This window comes from Crenothrix sp. (genome assembly GCF_043729335.1).
Lineage (GTDB): Bacteria > Pseudomonadota > Gammaproteobacteria > Methylococcales > Methylomonadaceae > Crenothrix.
Genome location: NZ_JAYTLQ010000057.1, coordinates 18,111 through 37,714 on the forward strand (window position 1 = coordinate 18,111; position 19,604 = coordinate 37,714).

General features: G+C 43.9%; 21 protein-coding genes. 6 read left to right on the forward strand and 15 right to left on the reverse strand.

All coding sequences use genetic code 11. From position 1 onward, the window contains the following. Positions 1-106: 106 nt before the first annotated feature. Entirely contained in the window at positions 107-328 is a 222-nt protein-coding gene (locus ACHZC4_RS13515; protein WP_394754386.1) for a hypothetical protein, read from the forward strand. Beyond that, positions 325-717, forward strand: a complete 393-nt coding sequence (locus ACHZC4_RS13520) for a type II toxin-antitoxin system VapC family toxin (protein WP_394754533.1) — start codon at positions 325-327, stop codon at positions 715-717. The genes ACHZC4_RS13515 and ACHZC4_RS13520 overlap by 4 nt, the downstream gene beginning before the upstream one ends. Positions 718-854: 137 nt before the next feature. Here the strand turns inward: ACHZC4_RS13520 and ACHZC4_RS13525 are convergent, their stop codons facing one another. The 3 genes from ACHZC4_RS13525 to ACHZC4_RS13535 all read right to left on the reverse strand — a co-directional run bounded on the left by ACHZC4_RS13525 (position 855) and on the right by ACHZC4_RS13535 (position 2,219). Then, the gene (locus ACHZC4_RS13525; RefSeq protein ID WP_394754387.1) at positions 855-1,304 is read right to left on the reverse strand and encodes a hypothetical protein; all 450 of its coding nucleotides are present in this window, start codon (positions 1,302-1,304) and stop codon (positions 855-857) included. 266 nt (positions 1,305-1,570) lie between these two features. Continuing rightward, on the reverse strand, positions 1,571-1,975 hold the full coding sequence (locus ACHZC4_RS13530; RefSeq protein WP_394754388.1) for a phospholipid-binding protein MlaC: 405 nt from the start codon (positions 1,973-1,975) through the stop codon (positions 1,571-1,573). 19 nt (positions 1,976-1,994) lie between these two features. Continuing rightward, complete coding sequence (locus ACHZC4_RS13535; protein ID WP_394754389.1) at positions 1,995-2,219, reverse strand: hypothetical protein; 225 nt, start codon at positions 2,217-2,219, stop codon at positions 1,995-1,997. Between the two features lie 286 nt (positions 2,220-2,505). Here ACHZC4_RS13535 and ACHZC4_RS13540 point away from each other — a divergent pair, with 286 nt between their 5' ends. The 4 genes from ACHZC4_RS13540 to ACHZC4_RS13555 are packed head-to-tail and all read left to right on the forward strand — an operon-like array spanning position 2,506 to position 7,864. Beyond that, entirely contained in the window at positions 2,506-4,269 is a 1,764-nt protein-coding gene (locus tag ACHZC4_RS13540) for a chemotaxis protein CheB (protein WP_394754390.1), read from the forward strand. After that, a complete protein-coding gene (locus ACHZC4_RS13545) occupies positions 4,266-5,507 on the forward strand; it encodes a PAS domain-containing protein (RefSeq protein WP_394754391.1) in 1,242 nt (413 codons plus the stop codon). Before ACHZC4_RS13540 ends, ACHZC4_RS13545 begins: the two co-directional genes overlap by 4 nt. Next, positions 5,504-6,322 carry a hypothetical protein gene (locus tag ACHZC4_RS13550; RefSeq protein WP_394754392.1) on the forward strand — a complete coding sequence of 273 codons (819 nt, stop codon included), beginning with the start codon at positions 5,504-5,506 and terminating at the stop codon, positions 6,320-6,322. The genes ACHZC4_RS13545 and ACHZC4_RS13550 overlap by 4 nt, the downstream gene beginning before the upstream one ends. Positions 6,323-6,367: 45 nt before the next feature. Next, on the forward strand, positions 6,368-7,864 hold the full coding sequence (locus tag ACHZC4_RS13555) for a PAS domain S-box protein (RefSeq protein WP_394754393.1): 1,497 nt from the start codon (positions 6,368-6,370) through the stop codon (positions 7,862-7,864). Between the two features lie 61 nt (positions 7,865-7,925). On the opposite strand, the gene maiA is transcribed toward ACHZC4_RS13555, so the two are convergent. From maiA to ACHZC4_RS13615, 12 genes are all read right to left on the reverse strand, one after another. Further along, entirely contained in the window at positions 7,926-8,582 is a 657-nt protein-coding gene (maiA, locus tag ACHZC4_RS13560; RefSeq protein WP_394754394.1) for a maleylacetoacetate isomerase, read from the reverse strand. Continuing rightward, positions 8,573-9,553 carry a fumarylacetoacetate hydrolase family protein gene (locus ACHZC4_RS13565; protein ID WP_394754395.1) on the reverse strand — a complete coding sequence of 327 codons (981 nt, stop codon included), beginning with the start codon at positions 9,551-9,553 and terminating at the stop codon, positions 8,573-8,575. Before ACHZC4_RS13565 ends, maiA begins: the two co-directional genes overlap by 10 nt. Next, on the reverse strand, positions 9,550-10,665 hold the full coding sequence (locus ACHZC4_RS13570) for a homogentisate 1,2-dioxygenase (protein ID WP_394754396.1): 1,116 nt from the start codon (positions 10,663-10,665) through the stop codon (positions 9,550-9,552). The genes ACHZC4_RS13565 and ACHZC4_RS13570 overlap by 4 nt, the downstream gene beginning before the upstream one ends. Then, positions 10,665-11,720 carry a 4-hydroxyphenylpyruvate dioxygenase gene (gene hppD / locus ACHZC4_RS13575; protein WP_394754397.1) on the reverse strand — a complete coding sequence of 352 codons (1,056 nt, stop codon included), beginning with the start codon at positions 11,718-11,720 and terminating at the stop codon, positions 10,665-10,667. The genes ACHZC4_RS13570 and hppD overlap by 1 nt, the downstream gene beginning before the upstream one ends. Before the next feature lie 314 nt (positions 11,721-12,034). After that, complete coding sequence (locus ACHZC4_RS13580; protein WP_394754398.1) at positions 12,035-12,481, reverse strand: host attachment protein; 447 nt, start codon at positions 12,479-12,481, stop codon at positions 12,035-12,037. Positions 12,482-12,527: 46 nt separating this feature from the next. Continuing rightward, positions 12,528-12,866: a chaperone modulator CbpM gene (locus tag ACHZC4_RS13585; RefSeq protein WP_394754399.1), complete on the reverse strand. Its 339-nt coding sequence runs from the start codon at positions 12,864-12,866 to the stop codon at positions 12,528-12,530. 4 nt (positions 12,867-12,870) lie between these two features. Beyond that, positions 12,871-13,821 (reverse strand): DnaJ C-terminal domain-containing protein, encoded by a 951-nt coding sequence (locus tag ACHZC4_RS13590; protein ID WP_394754400.1) that lies wholly within the window; start codon positions 13,819-13,821, stop codon positions 12,871-12,873. Between the two features lie 143 nt (positions 13,822-13,964). Then, a complete protein-coding gene (locus tag ACHZC4_RS13595; protein WP_394754401.1) occupies positions 13,965-14,981 on the reverse strand; it encodes a class I fructose-bisphosphate aldolase in 1,017 nt (338 codons plus the stop codon). Between the two features lie 52 nt (positions 14,982-15,033). Continuing rightward, complete coding sequence (gene lon, locus ACHZC4_RS13600; protein WP_394754402.1) at positions 15,034-17,442, reverse strand: endopeptidase La; 2,409 nt, start codon at positions 17,440-17,442, stop codon at positions 15,034-15,036. A gap of 8 nt (positions 17,443-17,450) precedes the next feature. Next, positions 17,451-17,852, reverse strand: coding sequence for an Hsp20/alpha crystallin family protein (locus ACHZC4_RS13605; RefSeq protein WP_394754403.1), 402 nt, complete (start codon positions 17,850-17,852; stop codon positions 17,451-17,453). 153 nt (positions 17,853-18,005) lie between these two features. After that, a complete protein-coding gene (locus tag ACHZC4_RS13610; RefSeq protein WP_394754404.1) occupies positions 18,006-18,647 on the reverse strand; it encodes a YchE family NAAT transporter in 642 nt (213 codons plus the stop codon). A 253-nt stretch (positions 18,648-18,900) separates the two neighbouring features. Beyond that, complete coding sequence (locus ACHZC4_RS13615; RefSeq protein WP_394754405.1) at positions 18,901-19,569, reverse strand: Hsp20 family protein; 669 nt, start codon at positions 19,567-19,569, stop codon at positions 18,901-18,903. Positions 19,570-19,604: the final 35 nt, after the last annotated feature.

Genomic DNA, 19,604 nt, shown 5'->3' on the forward strand with positions numbered 1-19,604 from the left:
TGTTTAACGCAACCTTATTGCGCTATGGATTGTACATTACGATTTGGCTTGGCATTTATAGAATCTGGTATAAAAAGCAATACTCTATCTTTCTTAGGAGAACATAATGCTATACGCTGAACGTATGATTATAGAAACTGACACCGCTGGAAACTTGAAACAATTGCCCAAGCTTCCGGCGAACTCGCAGATTGAGGCGATTTTTTTGGTTATGGAAGAACAATCCCAAGCTGTACGCCAACCACATCCAGATATTGCTGGCAAAACCATTGTTGTTGGAGATATTTTTTCGAGTGTTTCAGAAACGGATTGGAACTTGCCCGCATGATTGTTCTGGATACACACATTTGGCTGTGGTGGGTTAATCAAGATAGTAAAAACCTCAAGCCTGATTGGATGAGCCGTATACAGAGTCCAGAAGATGTGGGGGTTTCAGCTATTTCTTGCTTTGAGGTAGCTTGGTTGGAACGTCATAATCGTATCGTTTTACCTTGCTCTAGACAGGAATGGTTTGAAAAAGCATTAATTGGTTCTGGAATTACCTTGTTGCCAGTAAGCCCTGCTATTGCTTCGTTAGCCGTCGACTTACATGAGCACCACAGCGATCCGCAAGACCGCATCATTATCGCAACCGCATTAGCATATAAAAGTACGCTGATATCGGCAGATGGTAAATTTCCGTTGTATACAGAATTGGCGGGGTTATTGTTATCTTAAATTTTGTAGCGTTATAGGAGCGTAATAACTATTGCAGCATCTTTACTCGAACGATACCCGACTCTTTGCATCGGCAACGTCCTAATAGCGTATCTTATTGTGTTGTTATAAAGCAAAGCACGACTTGTATTTAGCCATCAATGCTCAGCACGCTTAATATTGTGTTGCTGCTCGATACCTTTGGTTAAATTATAACCTTCGTCATTGAATAGATCCTCTTTAAAAAACAAGCGCATATTTATAATCCAGGCAATTTTTTTTTGCTTATTGTTTTCTATAATAATGGTTGAAAGTTTATGATTGTTATTAATAATCTGATCCACAATGGTTTGTGGGTTAGTCGGGTCTTCTTTTAGCGCACCCGATACAATACGCTGCGCAGATTTCATTGTCAGCACTGGCTGCGCAGTAGTTAGCTCAGTATTTTGGTCATTTTCAAGTGCCTGCGCGTTAAAGTAACCAATATCATAGCCAAGCTTAAAGGTGAGAACAATCATAATCACCCCTCCACAAGCAGAGAGGGCAATTTTTAATCGCCTTTTAACGCGAGGATTTGACAGTCTTTTTATAATAACGCGAATTTTCATGGCGACATTATCGCATTACCCGCTAGGATTCACATAGAGGCTATTTTTTCTGATCGCTAAACAATTTTAGCGAAAAGACTCTGATTTTTAAAACAGTTAACCGACATTACCTTGCCAGTAGTATTCGATGAGTAATCAATAAGCACCGTATTGTTGGAGTTCCTATCGTCACCACTAACCTACATTAGCTTTAAGCACCACGCTTAGTTAGCAGATTCACTTAGCAAGCGCCTCTGCATTACGTTTAGCAAGATCATCAATAACAGCTAGAGCATTGGCGAGCACAAGCGGATCTTCAATTCTGCATTACGTTTAGCAAGATCATCAATAACAGCGCTTAATGAACCCTTAGTCTGAATTTCATCAGCAAAAGTGGAGCGGTAATTCGTTATCAAGCTGACCCCATCAATCATAATATCGTAAACCTTCCATTCGTTATTATTTAAAAACATGCGGTAATTAACTTCAACAGGTTGAATGCTCGGTTGAATAACGTTAGTTTTTACAATCACTTTGGTTGCGTTACTTGCCATGTCTAGCGGTAAATAGCGTATTGTCCAATCGTTGTATTCAACAAATGCTCTGGCATAGGCTCTGATGATCAAGGTTTGAAACTCATGTTTAAAGCGCGTTTGATCTGAAATGGTTGCCGTTTTCCAGTACTTACCCAAAACTAACGGTGCAATGGTGTCAAAATCGGTATGGGGGATCGATTACACCTCTAACAAACTCGGTAACTTGCGCAAAATTTTGGGTAAAGGATTTATCCTGTAATTTTTTTTGCAGCATTTCTGATACATTTTGTATGACTTGTTGGGGGGCTTGCAAACTCTCTGCCATGGTTTTTATAGCTGGCATCAAACTAAGTAATGTTGCAAATAAAGCCAATATTAAGTAGTGTCTTGTTTTTCGCATGATGATTTACTCCTAAAATTAACTGCAACTTTATAAAGGACGCGTTCTTTTGTTGATAGTGGAATTAAACACATTGACCCTACAAAATAGAATAAAGTCATTTAATTAACAGTGTGTTGAAGAATTTAACCAGATAACCGTTGTCCACACGTAAATATGGACAAGGAAAAATATCCCTTTAAATAGCCCCACCCGAATAAAATCCTAATCTATCTAGCACGTGGCGATTACAGTACGCATCTACAATGTTAAGAGCATAATAGGCCAAAAAACTAGCGAGGATAAAATGGCTACACCACCAAGTAACGAATCTTTTTTTATTATTGGCCTTGGTGCATCAGCAGGTGGGCTAGAAGCACTCCAGGAATTTTTTAAAGCCATGCCATTAGACAGTGGTATGGCATTTATTGTCGTAGTGCATTTAGATCCACACCATGTCAGCTTATTGCCTGAGATATTACAACGGCAAACTACTATGCCCGTAAAGCAGGTTACCGACAACGTAGTGGTTGAACCCAACAAAATTTATATCATTCCGCCCAATAAACGTTTATCCATTTTAAACAATCATCTCCAGCTTATGGATTTAGAGCTGCCCCGCGCCAGCCATTTGCCCATTGATTATTTTTTTAGTTCCCTTGCCCAAGAACGCAGCAACAAAGCTATTTGTATCATTTTATCGGGTACCGGTTTCGATGGTTGCCAGGGTTTAAGGGAAATAAAAGCTGAAGCAGGCCTAGTGATTGCCCAAGATGAAAGTTCGGCAAAATACAATGGCATGCCTAAATCTGCTGTGGAAACGGGTCTGGTGGATTACGTGTTATCCCCGGCTGAAATGCCTGCCAAGCTAATGGAATATAGCCAATATCCCCATACGGATATGCCCGCACTCAGCAAGCAAATTAATACTGACGCCATTCTCCAGAAAATATTAGTGATGATTCGTAACCAGATCGGGCACGATTTTTCTTTGTATAAAAAAAATACTATTTATCGGCGTATCGAAAGACGCATGCAGCTGCACCAGATTGAAATAATGCCGGATTATTTAGGGTTTTTACAAAAAAATGACTGGGAAGTGGCGGCGTTGGCAAAAGAATTACTCATCGGCGTGACCAGTTTTTTTAGGGATCCGGATGCCTTTGAAGTGCTCAAAGCTAAATATTTACCCGATTTACTGGCGCAAAAACCCAATAATTATACTTTGCGGGTATGGGTTCCCGCTTGCAGTACCGGCGAAGAGGCGTATTCCCTTGCCATGCTATTTCAAGAATGCCTGGATAGCCTTAGCCAGCATATCAATGTGCAAGTTTTTGGCACGGATATTGACGAAAGAGCCATTGAAATAGCCCGACGCGGATTTTATTCCGCCGGCATAACCGCCAACGTGGATGATCAGCGTCTTGCGCGGTTTTTTATTACCGAAGATGACGGCTTTAGAATAAAAAAATCAATTCGGGAAATGCTCGTCTTTGCTACCCAAAATATCACCAAAGATGCGCCGTTTACTAAACTGGATATAATTAGCTGTAGAAATTTGTTAATTTATTTCAGCGCGGAATTGCAAGCTAAAATCCTGCCGCTGTTCCATTATGGTTTAAAGCCATCGGGGCTTTTGTTTTTAGGTTCGTCAGAAACCACTGGGCAATCCAATGATTTTTTCACTATTTTAGACAGAAAATGGAAACTGTTTAGCCGCTCAGAGCTAAACAGCACGTTGCCTAAAACCTTTGCTATCCATGAACAACTCGATCACCAAATTAACGATGATGTAAAAAACCCGGCCGTTATTCAAAAGGCCGACGAAGTAAGCTTGGTACAATTGGTCGAAGCCATTTTAAGGCGTAGCGCAGTGCCGCCCTGTGCCATTATTGATAGCAACCATAATATTATTTATGTGCATGGCAGGCTAGGACGATATCTGGAGCCTGCCCAAGGTAAAATTAACCTTAATATCGTGCAAATGATTCACCCCGGACTTAAAACCGCACTTATGTCGGCTATTCGTAAAGCAAATCAGGGCCAAATTGCCAGCCAAAAAAGCCGTTGACACTACACACGGACAGCGGTGTTATCAGTGTTGTGATCAGCGTATCCTCTATCCTGGAACATACGTCGCTATCAGGATTATTGATGGTGTCTTTTGAAGAAATTTACGGCGGCGCAGCACCGGTGCAGACACTGTCTAAACCCACCTCACCGCCGCCGACTAAAACTTTGGAAGAAATGCGCAAGGAGTTGGCCTGGACCAAAGAAAATCTGCAAACTACCATAGAAGAAATGGAAGCTGCTAATGAGGAACTTAAATCTACTAACGAAGAGCTCCAGTCCACTAATGAAGAATTACAAAGCACCAACGAGGAGCTGGAAACCTCTAAGGAAGAATTGCAATCTTTAAATGAAGAATCGGTAACGGTGAACTCCGAATTGCAAAACCGGATGGAAGATTACCAAATCGCCAATGACGACTTAAAAAACCTGTTTGACAGCACACAGCTCGCTACTATTTTTTTAGATACCCAACTGTGTATCCGTCGCTTTACGCCTAAAGTCAAAGAGATCATTAGCTTGGTTGCTACTGATATTGGCCGCCCCATTGCGCACTTTTCCTGCTCTTTGCAAGCTATTGATTTAAGTGAGACTTCCAGGCAGGTGTTAAAAACGCTGGATAAATATGAAGCAGAAATCTATGACACTAACGGACGGTGTTTTTTTACCCGCATACTGCCGTATAGAACAACCAACAATGTGATTGATGGCACTGTGCTGAGTTTTGAAGATATTTCAGCGCGAAAAAAAGTCGAACTGGCGTTAATTGACAGCGAGAAACGTTATAAAAACTTGTTTGATTACAGCCCGATTGCGATTTGGGAAGAGGATTGCTCCAGTCTTGAACAGGCATTGTTTAAACTTCGTGAGCAGGGTATTAGCGATCTGGGTGATTATTTGGCCAAAAATCCTGAGGAAAGCTTGAGATTATTTAAATCTCGGCGTATTTTAGCCGTCAATAACGCGGCCTTAAGTTTGTTTAATGTCCTCAACAAAGAGGAGCTTCCGATAAAACTGCCGCAATTATTGCGCGATGATGCCACTCAACTGTTGCTGCTGCAATTGCAAGCCATCTGGAACCAACAAGAAAAAGTTAACCTGGCCTTTAACTACACCGATCTTTCCGGCAATGTTTTAGCTTTAAGTTTAACCTGGACGATTACCAGTGATCACCAAGGTAAGTTAAATTACGCTAATATCATAACAACGGTACTCCCTCAAAATCAGGAGGCATTATGAAAAATCACGAGGATAAATTTAGTGGACTCAGGCAGCGAGCGGAAAAATTATTAAACCCTAGTGAAATAACTTTACCCGAAATACTGGAAGTCTCGGAAATATCCGATTCCATTGCAGAAATACGTGACACCATACACGAGCTATACACTTATAGAATTGAATTAGAGCTACAAAATGATGAGCTGCTAAGCGCCCAAAAACAACTTCAGGATATCTCCCAAGAGTATTTGGATTTTTATAATGACTCGCCGGTCGCTTATGTTACCCTTAGCAACGATAACCGCATTCTCAAGGCGAATAATACCTTGGCAATTTATTTAGATGCTGCCAAACAAAACCTCGTTAAACATCTGTTTACTGACTATGTGTTAGCGGACGATCAGGATATTTTATATCTCTACCGGCAGGCGTTAACCGACAATAAACACCCTCCTGCCTGTGAATTCAGGTTACGTAAAAAGAATGCGCAGCCTTTTTGGGTGAGATGTGAAGGCTTTTTTAAAAGCAAAAAATCCCGGCAGGAAATCAATCTTGTCTTAACCGACATTAACGAATGCAAGCAAGCTGAGCTTGGCCTACAAGAGTTATTAAGCCACCAGAAAACCGGACGCAAACAAGAAATAACTCAACTTGCCCATGAAATTCATGAAGAATTGACGGACATCCTGGCGGCACTTAAAACAGATTTAAAGGATCTGTCTAATGAGTTGCCGGTAGATTTGTCCGCTTGTCATGAAAAATGTACCCTCATGGACAAGCATATTGACATGGCCATTCAAACTGTTGAAAATCACGGCACTAAAAGGGCTTTATAATGACTAATGCGTTAAATGAGTTTATGTTGCGGTCAAGGAGATCCCTTGAAAGATCCTCACATTAAACGCACAACGATAAATAAACAGCCTTCCATGCTGTCTGATCGGCGCAGGCCAGAAATTCCGCAAGTTGTTGTGCCTCATGAGCGGCGCAAAAAAGCTAAAGATCGTCGCAAACACGCAGACAAGCCAGCTTCGCAGCCATTTGCAAATCTTCTATTAGAACTTCCTAAAGCTTTACCGGTAGCAAAAAGCCTAATCGATTATGAAAGCCCTTTATCAGAGTTAGCGCAAACCCAACCCACAGCCAAACACTGCCATAGCTACTCTTGGCAACTCTACCACTTTTCGCCAATTGCTTATATTACACTTAATTTTGACGGCTTAATTACCTCGGTTAATGTGAGCGGCGTCAAGTTGTTGGGCGAAGACAGTGCGCAACTGCACCAGCGTGCTTTTGTAAGCTTTCTTAAAGGCAGCAATGCCAAACGTTGGCAACAAGTGTTTTTAAAAATGTTAAAAGGTAAGCCAAGACAAAGCACAGAAATGATTTTAGTACGGGTAGATGGAAGCCTTATTAATGTCAGATTAGAAGGCGTCAGTAAAGAAGTGGAAGATGGCGCGTCAGTTCTGTTACTTGCCTTAACCAACATCACTGACAGCAAGCGCATTAAAAGCCCTCTCTCAGCGGTCGTTCCTATTTTTGATAGTTACGAAGGCATTATGGTAACGGATGCCCAAACTATTATTTTGCAAATAAACCCCGCTTTTAGCCATTTAACCGGTTACAGCGTAGAAGAAAGCGTTGGCCAAAAGCCTAATTTTTTGAGTTCGGGCCAACAAGATGCTCATTTTTACCAGCGCATGTGGCAAGCCATTAACCATGATGGCTATTGGCAAGGCGAAATTTTGAATCGACACAAAAAGGGGGGGATTTTATCGCAGTGGCTTACTATTTGCGCTATTACGGACAATAGTGGAGAGGTTATTTATTATGTCGGATCGCTTAGGGATGTTAATTCTGCCCCGCAAACTGATAAAAATGCACTGGGGGCTTATCTACTTTTAGAGCATCAGATACAACAAAAAAATGCCGAACTACAACACATCAAAGAAGAATTAAGCGATATTAACATTACCTTGAGAGTTTTGCTTGAATCGAAAAAAGTCGATAATTCTGATGTCAAAAAACAGTTAGAACAGGAAATTAAGCAAGAAATAGTACCGTTTTTGCAGCAGTTGAAAAAGGCTAATCCTAATACCAAGCAGTTGAGTTTACTGCAAATCCTGGAAGCTAACTTGCAAAATGTCCTCTCCTCTTACGGTAGAAATGACGTTATTGCCACTGGCTTCAAGGAGTTGACGCCCAAAGAAATTCAGGTTGCATCAATGATCCGACAAGGGCTTTCAACCAAAAATATCGCGGCAACGCTGTCGATTTCGGCGGCAACGGTTAATGTGCATCGTAAAAATATTCGCAAGAAGCTTGGGCTGGATAATAAAGCCGTTAATTTGCGTAGTCATCTTGGTTCAGTTGATTAATCTATTTGTTTTATTAAGCTGAAAATTGTACGGTAGCGCCGTTTACTAATCGCCATCAGGATCAGGGTGCATTAGTGTTGGCATCCGGCTGATTTTCCGGCGCTGCCTGGGCAAAATCAGCACAGCGCATACCGTTTTCATAAATAGCGGTAATCAAGGGAAAGCCCTGCATCGGGCAATCAAAACGCAAGGCATTGTAAACTTGCGGTATTAAGAAGGCATCAGCGATACTGGGCTTATCACCATAACAAAACTGGCCTTTATATTCAGTTTTTTGCAATAGCTGTTCTATGGCCATCAAGCCTTCATTTATCCAATGCTTACGCCAATTGTGCTGAAACTCATCGCTAACAGAGCCTTTTAGATAATTCAGCACCCGCAAATTGTTGAGCGGGTGAATATCACAGGCAATAATTTGCGCCACGGCGCGGACATAAACACGCGCCATGGCATTAGCCGGTAACAATGCGGGCGTCGGATAGACTTCATCCAGGTACTCAATAATGGCGGATGATTGCGTTAATACTTTATTTCGAACAACTAAAACGGGTACACGCCCCTGTGGATTAAGCTTCAGATAATCAGCTGTGAGCTGTTCGCCGCCGTTATTAAGCAAATGAATCGGTCGGATTTCATAGTCAATTTTTTTCAGGTTTAAAGCAATGCGTACACGGTATGCAGCCGAGCTTCTAAAATAACTGTACAAGATTACCGACATGGCCTCACCTCTTGCTCAATCGCGCCAAAAATGGATTGTCCTTGTTTATCCAGCATGTCTATGCGGACTTTATCGCCGTAACGCATAAATTCGGTAACCGCCGTGCCTGTTTCAATAATTTCCACCACTCGCTTTTCAACGATGCACGAATAGCCCTGTGTGGAATCATAATTGCTAACCGTACCCGAACCGATGATAGTGCCAGCCGCCAGTTTTCGCGATCTTGCAGCATGGGCAATCAGCCTAGCAAAATTAAACTGCATATCATTGCCCGCATTGGCATGGCCAAATAATTGCGCATTCCAGTACACCATTAAGGGCAAATGCAACTTGGAGTCTTGCCAAGCCATCCCTAATTCGTCGGGCGTTACCGCTACCGCTGAAAAAGCACTGGCAGGTTTGCCTTGCAAAAAACCAAAGCCTTTGGCCAGTTCGCCTGGAATCAGATTTCGCAGTGACACATCGTTAATCAATACAATCAGCTTGATATGAGAAGCAGCCTCTTCAACAGATACGCCATAGGGTACATCATCGGTAATTACCCCAACTTCCGCTTCAAAGTCAATCCCCCACTGTTCGCTAGCCACTTCAATAGCATCATTAGCGCCCAGCATGTTGTCAGAAGCGCCTTGATACATTAAAGGATCATCATACAAACTAGCTGGAACCTCAGCACCACGGGCTTTGCGCACCCGTTCGACATGGCTTAAATAAGCACTGCCATCCAGCCATTGATAGGCTCTAGGCAACGGAGCCGCTACCTGACTGCTATCAAAAGGCATGTAATCACCTTTCCCCTCGTTTAAGGCTTGGTAAACCCTTTGCAATTGGGGTTCAATTTCCGCCCAATTATCCAGTGCCGCTTGTAAGGTCAAGGCGATATCAGTAACCGGTTTTGCTTGGGTCAGTGCGCGGTTAACAACCACCAGACTGCCATCTCTATTGCTGGCTTTAAGGGTGGCAAGCTTCATTTCCACGAATCCACATAATCAGGCCACTCCACTTGTTCAGCGTGTTTGGAAGCTTCCAGCGTATCTCTCGTATCAATCATCACTGCAACCTCATCTGTCATAGTGCCGCGTTTTTTATCTGCATTCTGCAAGGCTTTCGGGTGCGGGCCGTGTGGAATGCCTCCTGGATGCAAGGTCATCATGCCCGGATAAATATGATCCCGGGAAAAAAATTGGCCCGCATGGTAGAAAATAAGCTCATCGTAATCATCATTACTGTGAAAAAAAGGTATGTTCAACGCCGTCGGATCAGTTTCAAAAGGTCTAGGCACGAAGGTACACACCACAAAACGGCTGGAAACAAACGTGGTATGCGCAGAAGGCGGCAGATGGTAGCGATGGCTCATCAGCGGCCTGATATCGCGCCAGTTAAGACGTACCGGCATTAACGTGCCATGCCAGCCCACAGCATCCAAAGGATTAAACGGATAGGTAATGGTGCTGAGGCAATTGCGTTTTTTAACCAACACACGCCATTCGGCATCATTTTGCTGGGCCATAAAGGCATCGTCAATTTTAGGGACATCCAAAATAGCCGGATCGAAAATCGCCTGATTACCGACCAATCCTTTGTCTGGTAACTTAAAACTGTCATTAGTGGCCTCAATTAACAACATGCTAACGGCTTCATTTACTGTCATCCGCCACTGGGTGCCGCGCGGCAACAGCATATAATCACCCTCGCTAAAACTTAAATGCCCGTAATCGCAGAACAATTCGCCCGCGCCCTGATGCACGAAGATTAATTCATCACCGTCGGCATTTCTAAGCAAATGCTCCATATCATTTTGCAACGTCATAAAACGTATTTGGATATTAGCATTGCTGAACAGCAAGCGTGCTTTCCAAAGATCATCTTCTAACAGCGCCAACTTTTTGGTGTCAAAAGCCCGTGGCGTTAATGTCCCTTCAATGGTTTTCCAGCCGGTAGGCGGATGACGATGGTACATCTGGGTAGACGGGCCATAAAAGCCTTCCTTGCCTAATTCCCGTTCATAAGTATTGGCCGGAAGATCAACATGCGCCTGCCGTGAAGCAAGTCCTTCCACTTTAGGAAAATTAATCCACGCCATCAGATCACTCCTCTTTTGATTTGGTCAAGCTCGATAGCTTCAAACAGCGCCTGAAAATTGCCTTCGCCAAAACCATCATTGCCTTTGCGTTGAATAATTTCAAAGAAAATAGGGCCAATCACGGTAGTGGTAAAAATTTGCAGTAACAGCCCTGCGCCACTTGCAGGATCACCATCAATTAAAATCCTGTTGTTTCGCAGTTGCTCTACCGCTTCATGATGGCCTGGAACCCGTGCATTGATGGCATCATAATACGTATCAGGCACGTCCATAAACTCAATGCCGTTATCGCGTAATTGTTGTACAGTGGCATAGATATCATTGCTGGCTAAAGCAATATGCTGAATGCCTTCACCGTGGTAGGCTTCCAGATATTCCTGAATTTGTGATTTGGAATCGGAAGGCTCATTGATAGGAATACGAATCTTGCCACACGGACTGGTCATGGCACGGGATTTTAAACCGGTAACTTTACCGTGAATATCAAAATAACGGATTTCCCGGAATTTGAATAAGCGCTGGTAAAATTCAGCCCACTTATTCATACCGCCATGAAAAACATTATGCGTTAAGTGGTCAATCTCTTTTAGCCCAAAGCCCTTTGGTCTTGAATCTACGCCGTTTAGCGGTATAAAATCCACATCATAAATAGAATGATCTTCGCCATAACGATCAACCAGGTAAATCAGGCTGCGACCAATACCTCGAATGGCCGGGATATTGAGTTCCATCGGCCCTATATGGCTATAATAAGCTTGTGCACCTAATTTAATGACCCGATTTAAACAATCTGCAGCATTTTTGACCCGAATGGCAAAGGCGCAAATAGATGGGCCATGCACTTTTGCAAAAGCCTGCGCAAAACTGGCCGGCTCATGATTAATAATAAAATTTATCTCTCCCTGCCGATACAACACCACATCCTTGGAACGGTGTTTTGCAATGGCCACAAAACCCATCTTAGTAAATAATCTTTCTAGTTCTCGGGTATCTTCCGCCGTGTATTCTACAAATTCGAAACCGTCGGTTCCCACTGGGTTTGATGCACTGTTCATGGCAGTGACTCCGTATTTATTATAAAACTCAGACTAAATACTGATTATTAAGTTTCACTGCCGTAGGGTATGCGCCCACTTTCCCTTTTGAAAAAGGGAGAGAGTTTACGAGCGGTGGAGGGTACTACCATTAAGTTAAAGCAACTAGCCCCTCTCCTGCTGGAGAGGGTTGGGGTGAGGAGAATAAAATCAACAATTTAAATTGCCCTCATCCCAGCCTTCTCCTTTATGCCCTTTGGGTACTAACTCTCCTTTGTTTAAGAAGAGAACTGAACGGTTAGCCCAAAGCCGGTATTCTGGAGACAACAAGCCGCTTATAAAACATGCGGCAAATATTCAGGAAGGTGTTTGCGAATATCTGCGGCGCTTTGCAGGGTGATATTTTTATCGAGTTCTAAACATACCTGTTTTTTAATGTGTTCGGGCAAGCACTGGCGTAATAAGCCCAGAAAAGAAGGCTCTGCAATAATCAGCAGTTGTTTAAATTTGTTGGCGTTATAGGCTTCTTCCAAATGCTCAGCCAACTGATGCGCAAAAATGTCTGCCTCGTGTTTTTTCGGGTCAGTCGGTTGTTCCAATGCATGCCTACTGCTCTGACCGCCTTTAACTCTTCCTGGCAAGTCGGTAGTGAGCTCTCGGGTATATAAACGGCCTTCTGTATGAGCAAGATCTCCTATTTCCTCTAAAGCGGACGAGGGCGTATCAGCAGTAAAGATACGGGCATGGGTGCTGTTAGCAACGAGTATCCAGGTTAGTTTCATGATTTTTTCTCCAAAGTAATGAACAGCAAACTTTTTTGTATATTTTTTAGGGCTTGGGTTGATCTTCTCGGATATGCCCCGTCATTTTTAGCTGTATCCGTAAATTCTCAAGCTCTTCTACCAAATCAAGTATCAAACCGATACCGGACAAATTAACACCCAAATCCCGCTGTAACCTCAGCGCTGAACGGACACGCACCAAATTTGAGCCAGAAAATCGCCATAAGCGTATTTCTGTTCCATGGGGTTCAAGGATGCCTTCTTCCACCAGACCGAGAACCCAATCGGCATGGACGCAGCAGGCTTTGCATAACTCACCCAGTGTTAAGCTATCTTCTTCAATGATGATGCCGGTATAAACTAATGATGGATCGTGTGAGCTCATCGAACTACCCCCCTATAGACTGACGCGGGTTAAAATCAAATGCTTGCTGCATATTTTGGTAAGCGGCCTTAGCTTGGTCTGTGGTTGCAGCCGGCAGAACAATTTGCAGCACCACATAGAAATCCCCGGGGGTTTTAGTGGGCAAACCTCGGCCTGCCAAACGCAATTTACCGCCTTGTCTGGAATTGGGTGGGATTTTCAGATCAACACTACCTTCCGGCGTAGGTACTTTAACTTTAGCACCTAACGCTGCTTCCCACGGCGTAACAGGCAGATCAAGATATACATCTGTTTCGGCCACACGATAAAGTGGATGGGCATTAAAGGCTATTTCAAGAAACAAATCACCGGCCTGACCGCTACCTATACCAGGGCTACCTTGGCCTGCCAGCTTGATAAGTTGCCCTGGTTTAATGCCCTTAGGTATTTTGACATTCAGGTTTCTGTGCTTTACCTGCACTTGGCCTTGGGCATTCATTTCAGGTGAACTTAATGTCACAGTGTGGGTTGCACCGTGATAACTGTCTTCCAGATTAATATGGATTTTGGCATGGCTGTCTTGTCCGCGCAGATGTTCGCCGTGCTGTCGTCCTGTGTGTGCAGATTGGAAGCCTTCACGCCCAAACAACTGTTCAAAGAAATCACTGAAGTCACCAGCATCACCACCAGTAAAGCCTCCGCCTTTAAATTCAAAGCCTTCATCCCAATTAGGTGGCGGTTTAAAATCCTGGCCGGATTTCCAGTTAGCGCCTAATTGGTTATAAGCCGCTCTTTTTTCAGGATCTTTAAGGACTTCATACGCTTCGCCTAATTCTTTAAACTTGGCTTCAGCATCGGCTTCCTTGCTAACATCGGGATGGTATTTACGTGCCAGTTTACGATAGGAACGCTTGACCTCATCTTGGCTGGCATCACGGGAAAGCGCCATGATTTTGTAATAATCTTTATATTGCATATTAATGGCCTACCTTAGCCTAATAAGTTTTCGTTAAAATTCGCCTTTGGAAAGCACATAATCCGGTGAGCGAATTTTTAATGTAATGCAGTAAGAACAGATCATCCCCCCTTAATCCTAAAAATCAAAGGTATTAATGCTTACTATTCTAATTCCAGTGAGTAATTTCCATAACATGCAGCATTATTAAGTTTTGCACGTTTATAAAGTGCATCTTGGGCGGCCTTAATGTTTTCCGGTTTTCCTTGCCACGTTTGCAGTACAGGTTGTTGCAGGGCGCGTCCGTAGGAAAAGCTCATGTGCCAAGGAGCATTGCCCGCCAGTGCATTAATGGCATTAAGATTTACCGTAGCTTCCTCAGGGCTTTGGCCACCGGACAGAAAATTAATTCCCGGCACCGCAGCAGGCACACAGCGACGCAACTGGGCAAGGGTTTTTTCGGCGATTTCAGCTGTGCTTACTTTTTGTAAGGCATCTGCACCTGGAACCACCATACTGGGTTTAAGCAGCATATATTCCAATAGCACTTGATGCCTATTTAAAGCCCGAAATACCGCCTGTTGGACGGCTTCCGTCACCTCAAAACAGCGCTCAATGCTATGGTCACCGTCTAACAGCACTTCCGCCTCCACAATAGGCACAATGCCCACAGACTGGCAAATAGCCGCATAGCGTGCTAATACCTCAGCATTGGCATCTATACCTAGCTGAGTGGGATTGCGGGGACTAATTAAATAGACTTCGCGCCATTTGGCGAAACGCGCGCCTTGTGCTTTGTAGCTTATTAAGCGTTCAGCCAGACCATCTAAGCCTTGGGTAATTAAATCCCCTGGCGCATTTGCTAATGGCAGCGTGCCTTTATCCACTTTAATGCCTGGCACAATGCCCTGCTCCGCCGCGACTTGCGGCAATGGCTTACCGCCGTCTGTTTGTTGGACTAGGGTTTCTTCAAACAAAATAACGCCACTGATAAATTCACCTAAACCGGGTGTAGTCAGTAATAAACAGCGATAGGCGCGGCGGTTTTCCTCTGTAGATTCTAGATTAATTGCCTTAAAGCGTTTTGCTATGGTGGGATCGCTTTCATCAGCGGCAAGGATGCCCTTACCCTTTACTACCAGATCATCAATAGTGGCTTGTAATTCAAGTTGTATGCTCATGATGAATCCCTCTGCTTTATGATAAGTATTTTATCGGCTAGCCATATTTAATTCAGTCTTGCATTGCTGTTTTTAATGCATCATCTACCTTCTCCAACCAAATAAACTGGAGTTGGTTCCTCACCGCTTCAGGTATTTCTTCAAAGTCGCGTTGGTTACGTGCGGGCAGCATGACAGTTTTAATCCCTGCCCTGGCAGCAGCAATTACTTTTTCTTTAATACCGCCAACCGGTAATACCAAGCCACGTAAACTGATTTCTCCGGTCATCGCGACATCATTGTGCACAGTACGTTCAGAAAGCGCAGAATAAAGGGCAGTAAACATGGCAACGCCTGCGCTGGGGCCATCTTTAGGAATGGCGCCTGCGGGAACATGGACGTGGATGTCATTTTTTTCAAACACCTCCGGATTTATACCCAATGCTTGGGCGCGTGACTTCACCAGACTTAAAGCGGCCTGCGCACTTTCCTTCATGACGTTGCCTAACTGCCCCGTCAAAATTAGGTTGCCTTTGCCCGGTATGCGTGTAGCCTCAATAAACAAAATATCGCCCCCCACCGGTGTCCACGCTAATCCGGTAGCAACACCAGGAAGGCTAGTGCGCATGGCGACATCGCTATCGAATTTTTTGGCGCCCAATAAACCAGGAATTTGTTCGCTGTCTATCTGCTCATTAACGCTAATGCCCTCGGCAATACGCATGGCAACATGACGAAAAACCGCGCCTATTTCACGCTCCAGATTTCTACATCCGGCTTCCCGGGTATAATCCTGAATAATAGTCAGTATGGCCGCATCGGTGATTGTGCATTGCTCAGCACTTAAACCATTACTTTCCAATTGCCGGTGTACCAGAAAACGTTTGGCAATCTGGAGTTTTTCATCGGAGGTATAACCGGTTAATTCGATGACTTCCATACGGTCGCGCAACGGTGCGGGAATGCTGTCTAACACATTGGCTGTGGCAATAAACATGACATGGCTCAAATCAAACGCTACCGCCAAATAATTATCTTGAAAAGTTGAATTTTGTTCAGGATCCAGCACTTCCAGCAAGGCTGACGAAGGATCACCATGAAAGCCTGCACCGAGCTTGTCCATTTCGTCGAGCATAAATACCGGATTATTGATGCCAGCCTTGCGCATGGACTGGATGATATTGCCGGGCAATGCACCGATATACGTGCGCCGATGTCCTCTAATCTCGGCTTCATCATGCAGGCCGCCAAGGCTAGCGCGGACAAATTCCCGGTCGGTTGCACGCGCTATACTGCGTCCCAGTGAGGTTTTCCCCACCCCTGGAGGACCTACAAAACATAAAATCGGGCTTTTGCCATTGGGATTTAATTTGCGCACAGCTAAGAATTCCAATATGCGCTGCTTGATTTTATCCAGGCCGTAATGATCTTCATTCAAAATTTCACGGGCTTTGGCAATATCAATCACCCCTGCACTGGCGACAGACCAAGGCAATTCGATAAGCCAATCCAGGTAGGTGCGTATCATAGAATATTCGCCGCTGGCATCCGGCATGCGCTGCAAACGCCCCAGCTCTTTCCGTGCCTGTTTTTCTACCTCTTCCGGCATTTTAGCCGCCGTAATGGCCTTGTTGAGTTCTTCAATTTCGGCATTGCTGCCTTCCTCTTCGCCCAGCTCCTTCTGAATGGCCTTCATTTGCTCACGTAAAACAAATTCACGCTGCCGCTGCCCCATGGTTTCTTGGGTTTGCTCGTTAATTTTGTTGGACAGCTGAAGCACTTCAATCTGGTAATTGAGTAATTCTAATAGCCGGTCAATACGCTCCTGTACATTAAAAAGCCCAAGCAGGGCTTGTTTATCATCGGGTTTTGAAACCAGGTAACTGGCAATCAAGTCAGCCAGCATACTCGGTGAAGTGATGGATTGAATGGCGTTGACCAGTTCAGCCGGCGTTTGTTGAGTTTGCTCCAGCACCTTAAGGGCTTTTTGTTTGAGCGTTATAACGCGTGCTTCAACGTTCTTGGAGCTTATTTCGGGTTCTTCGTAATGTTCACAGCGGGCGACAAAAAACGGGTAACCCGGTAAGAATTCCTGCACACGAAAACGCTGCACACCTTGGCAAACCACATGATGGCTGCCATCAGCTGCGGTTAAATAGCGTAAAATTTCCGTCACGGTTCCCACGGGGTGGAAATCATGAATACCGGGAGCTTCATCAGTTTCATGCAGCTGCATAAGCAAACCAACCGGTTTCTCGGAACGTATTGCCTGTTGTATCGCGGCAATAGAGGATTTACGGCCTATAACCAAGGGCAATACATTTTGTGGAAAAATTACCGTGCCTCGCATGGGCACAATAATCATAGCATCGTTGGGAATAGGCGGGAATGACTGCACCGTTTTGGGTTTTATATCTGAAGAGGGCTGTTCCTTTTCAGGGGGGCTGCCTAGAAGCTTGTTTTTCAAATCCTTGATGTGCATAAGTCGGCCTATCTTTTCCGAAGTGAAATTAATAAACAGCCATTTATAAATTCACGCGTGCCGACTTCAAAATGTCCAGCAGGCAAGTCTATGCACCGTTCAAAACGCCCATAGGGGATTTCTAGCCGACGAATCTGTGACTCTGCATTAACAGGTAAATGCCGCTGTCCTTCAATAATTAAATGGTCACCTTCCAGCGCTACCGTTAACTGTTCCGGAAATACCCCCGGCAGGGCAATCATAATTTTGAAGTCGTACTGCGTTTCGTAGATATCAACCGGCGGCTCCCAAGTCGGTCGCCTGGCGTTAATAACAGTGGGTCTAAAAAACTGTCGATGCAGCCGATCAGCCCGATCCAATATTTTGCAGGCATCCGCCCACATCCAGGTTTCCAAGTCACGTATCGGCATAATGTTTATTTAGGTTGTCAATTTACAAGCCACTACAGTCAGGGTAATCATTCAATCCCGCCTTTAAAAAAGCGGTGGACGCATACCGGTTAGACAGTAGTTTTTAGGATTTAATTTAATTTTTTTAAAAAAGATTAATAGCCGTAAGCTCATTTATGCGTTCCGTGCTAATACGGGAAATAATCCCTTGAGTCCGCTGGCAATAACTTCAATAGAAAGTGCCAGTAGTATTAACCCCATCAGCCGCGTACCGACATTAATGCCGGTTTGGCTCAGGTGGCTGCTTAACCATGAGGTGGCGCGTAATACACACCACAAAAGGCTAGCTACCACAATAATATCCAGCGTTATCATGAGGTAGTGATTTAAATCTTTACTACGTTGGGCATAAAGAATGACGGTGCTAATTGCACCGGGACCCGCTAACAAGGGAATTGATAAGGGTATTAGCGCAATGGATTGTGCAGTTTCGCCTTCTTTGGCTTCTGCTTTGTTTTGTACTATTTCACTGATTTTACCTTGCAGCATGGTCAGTGACATCAGCATCAGTACAATTCCACCGCCCACGCGAAAAGAGCTGATACTGATCCCAAAAAAAACCAGTACAGCTTCACCCATATAAAGTGCAATAAGTAATATGAAGGCAACAGACAAGGCGACTGTTCTGGCTATTGCTTTAAGATCAGACGCCTTATTGTGTGCGGTCATGGCGGCTATGACTGGCATAGCGCCCAAAGGGTCTACCACCGCCAACAGAGCGATAAATATTTTTAAATAATCCGTATATTCAAGCATAATTTTCGCGCCTAACAGTAAGGTCTGCAAAAAAGCGAATGTTCCTGGATTGGGCTAGTACTTAGTCAATTTTATTCTGTCGGATGTTGCAAAGACCTACGAGGTTTTAAAAACCTCGTAGGTCTGGAATTTACTCGATATTTAATGAATGACTAAGTACTAGTACTCGGTCAACTTTACTTTGTCGAGTACTATAAAATACTCCGTTCGTCCTGCGTCCTTCGGCATACTCAGGAGAGCCTTGACGAATGGCTCACCCTTTGGGTACGAACGGCCCTAAAATATCTGACCGGCAAATCAACACTGAACGAGTACCGCTCCGTAAGGACTTGGGAATAACGATGGTTAATATGCCATTATGGAAATCAGTAGTCATTTTGGCGGCATCACCAGAGCCAGGTAACGTTAATACCTGTTCAAACTCACCTGCAGAGCTTTCCCGATAACTGTGTTTGCCGTCTTTTTCATTTTTAGCAGTTTTTGTTTTAATGGCGATGCTCAAAATCCGATCGTCTAAATTTACCTTAATAGCTGATTCATCCGCAGTCGGCGCATTGACGGTGACGATGTACTGATCTGATTTTTCCTGTAACTCAGCATCAGATGTATTAATCAAGTTATCTTCTGCAAGGGCATTGATATTAAAACGTGAATAATTCAGAATTCGTTGTATTTTATTTTGCACGAACTGCATTTTCTGATAAAAATCCCATGAATTATCCTTTAACAATACTTCCTCGAAGGGTGATGTGGACAAAGATGATTCATGTCGAAAAGGTATTTGTAGTGGGGGCATAGTCAACCTGCCTTTTCCAAACGATTGATTAAGATTGCTGTTCACAATAACCATCGCATAAATCTGCATTCCTAATATAACAACAAAGGCTACAGCGGCCAGAGCCGCATAAGTTTTACCATTCATTTTAGTTTTCTCCTGAAACATATTAATGGCTGTAA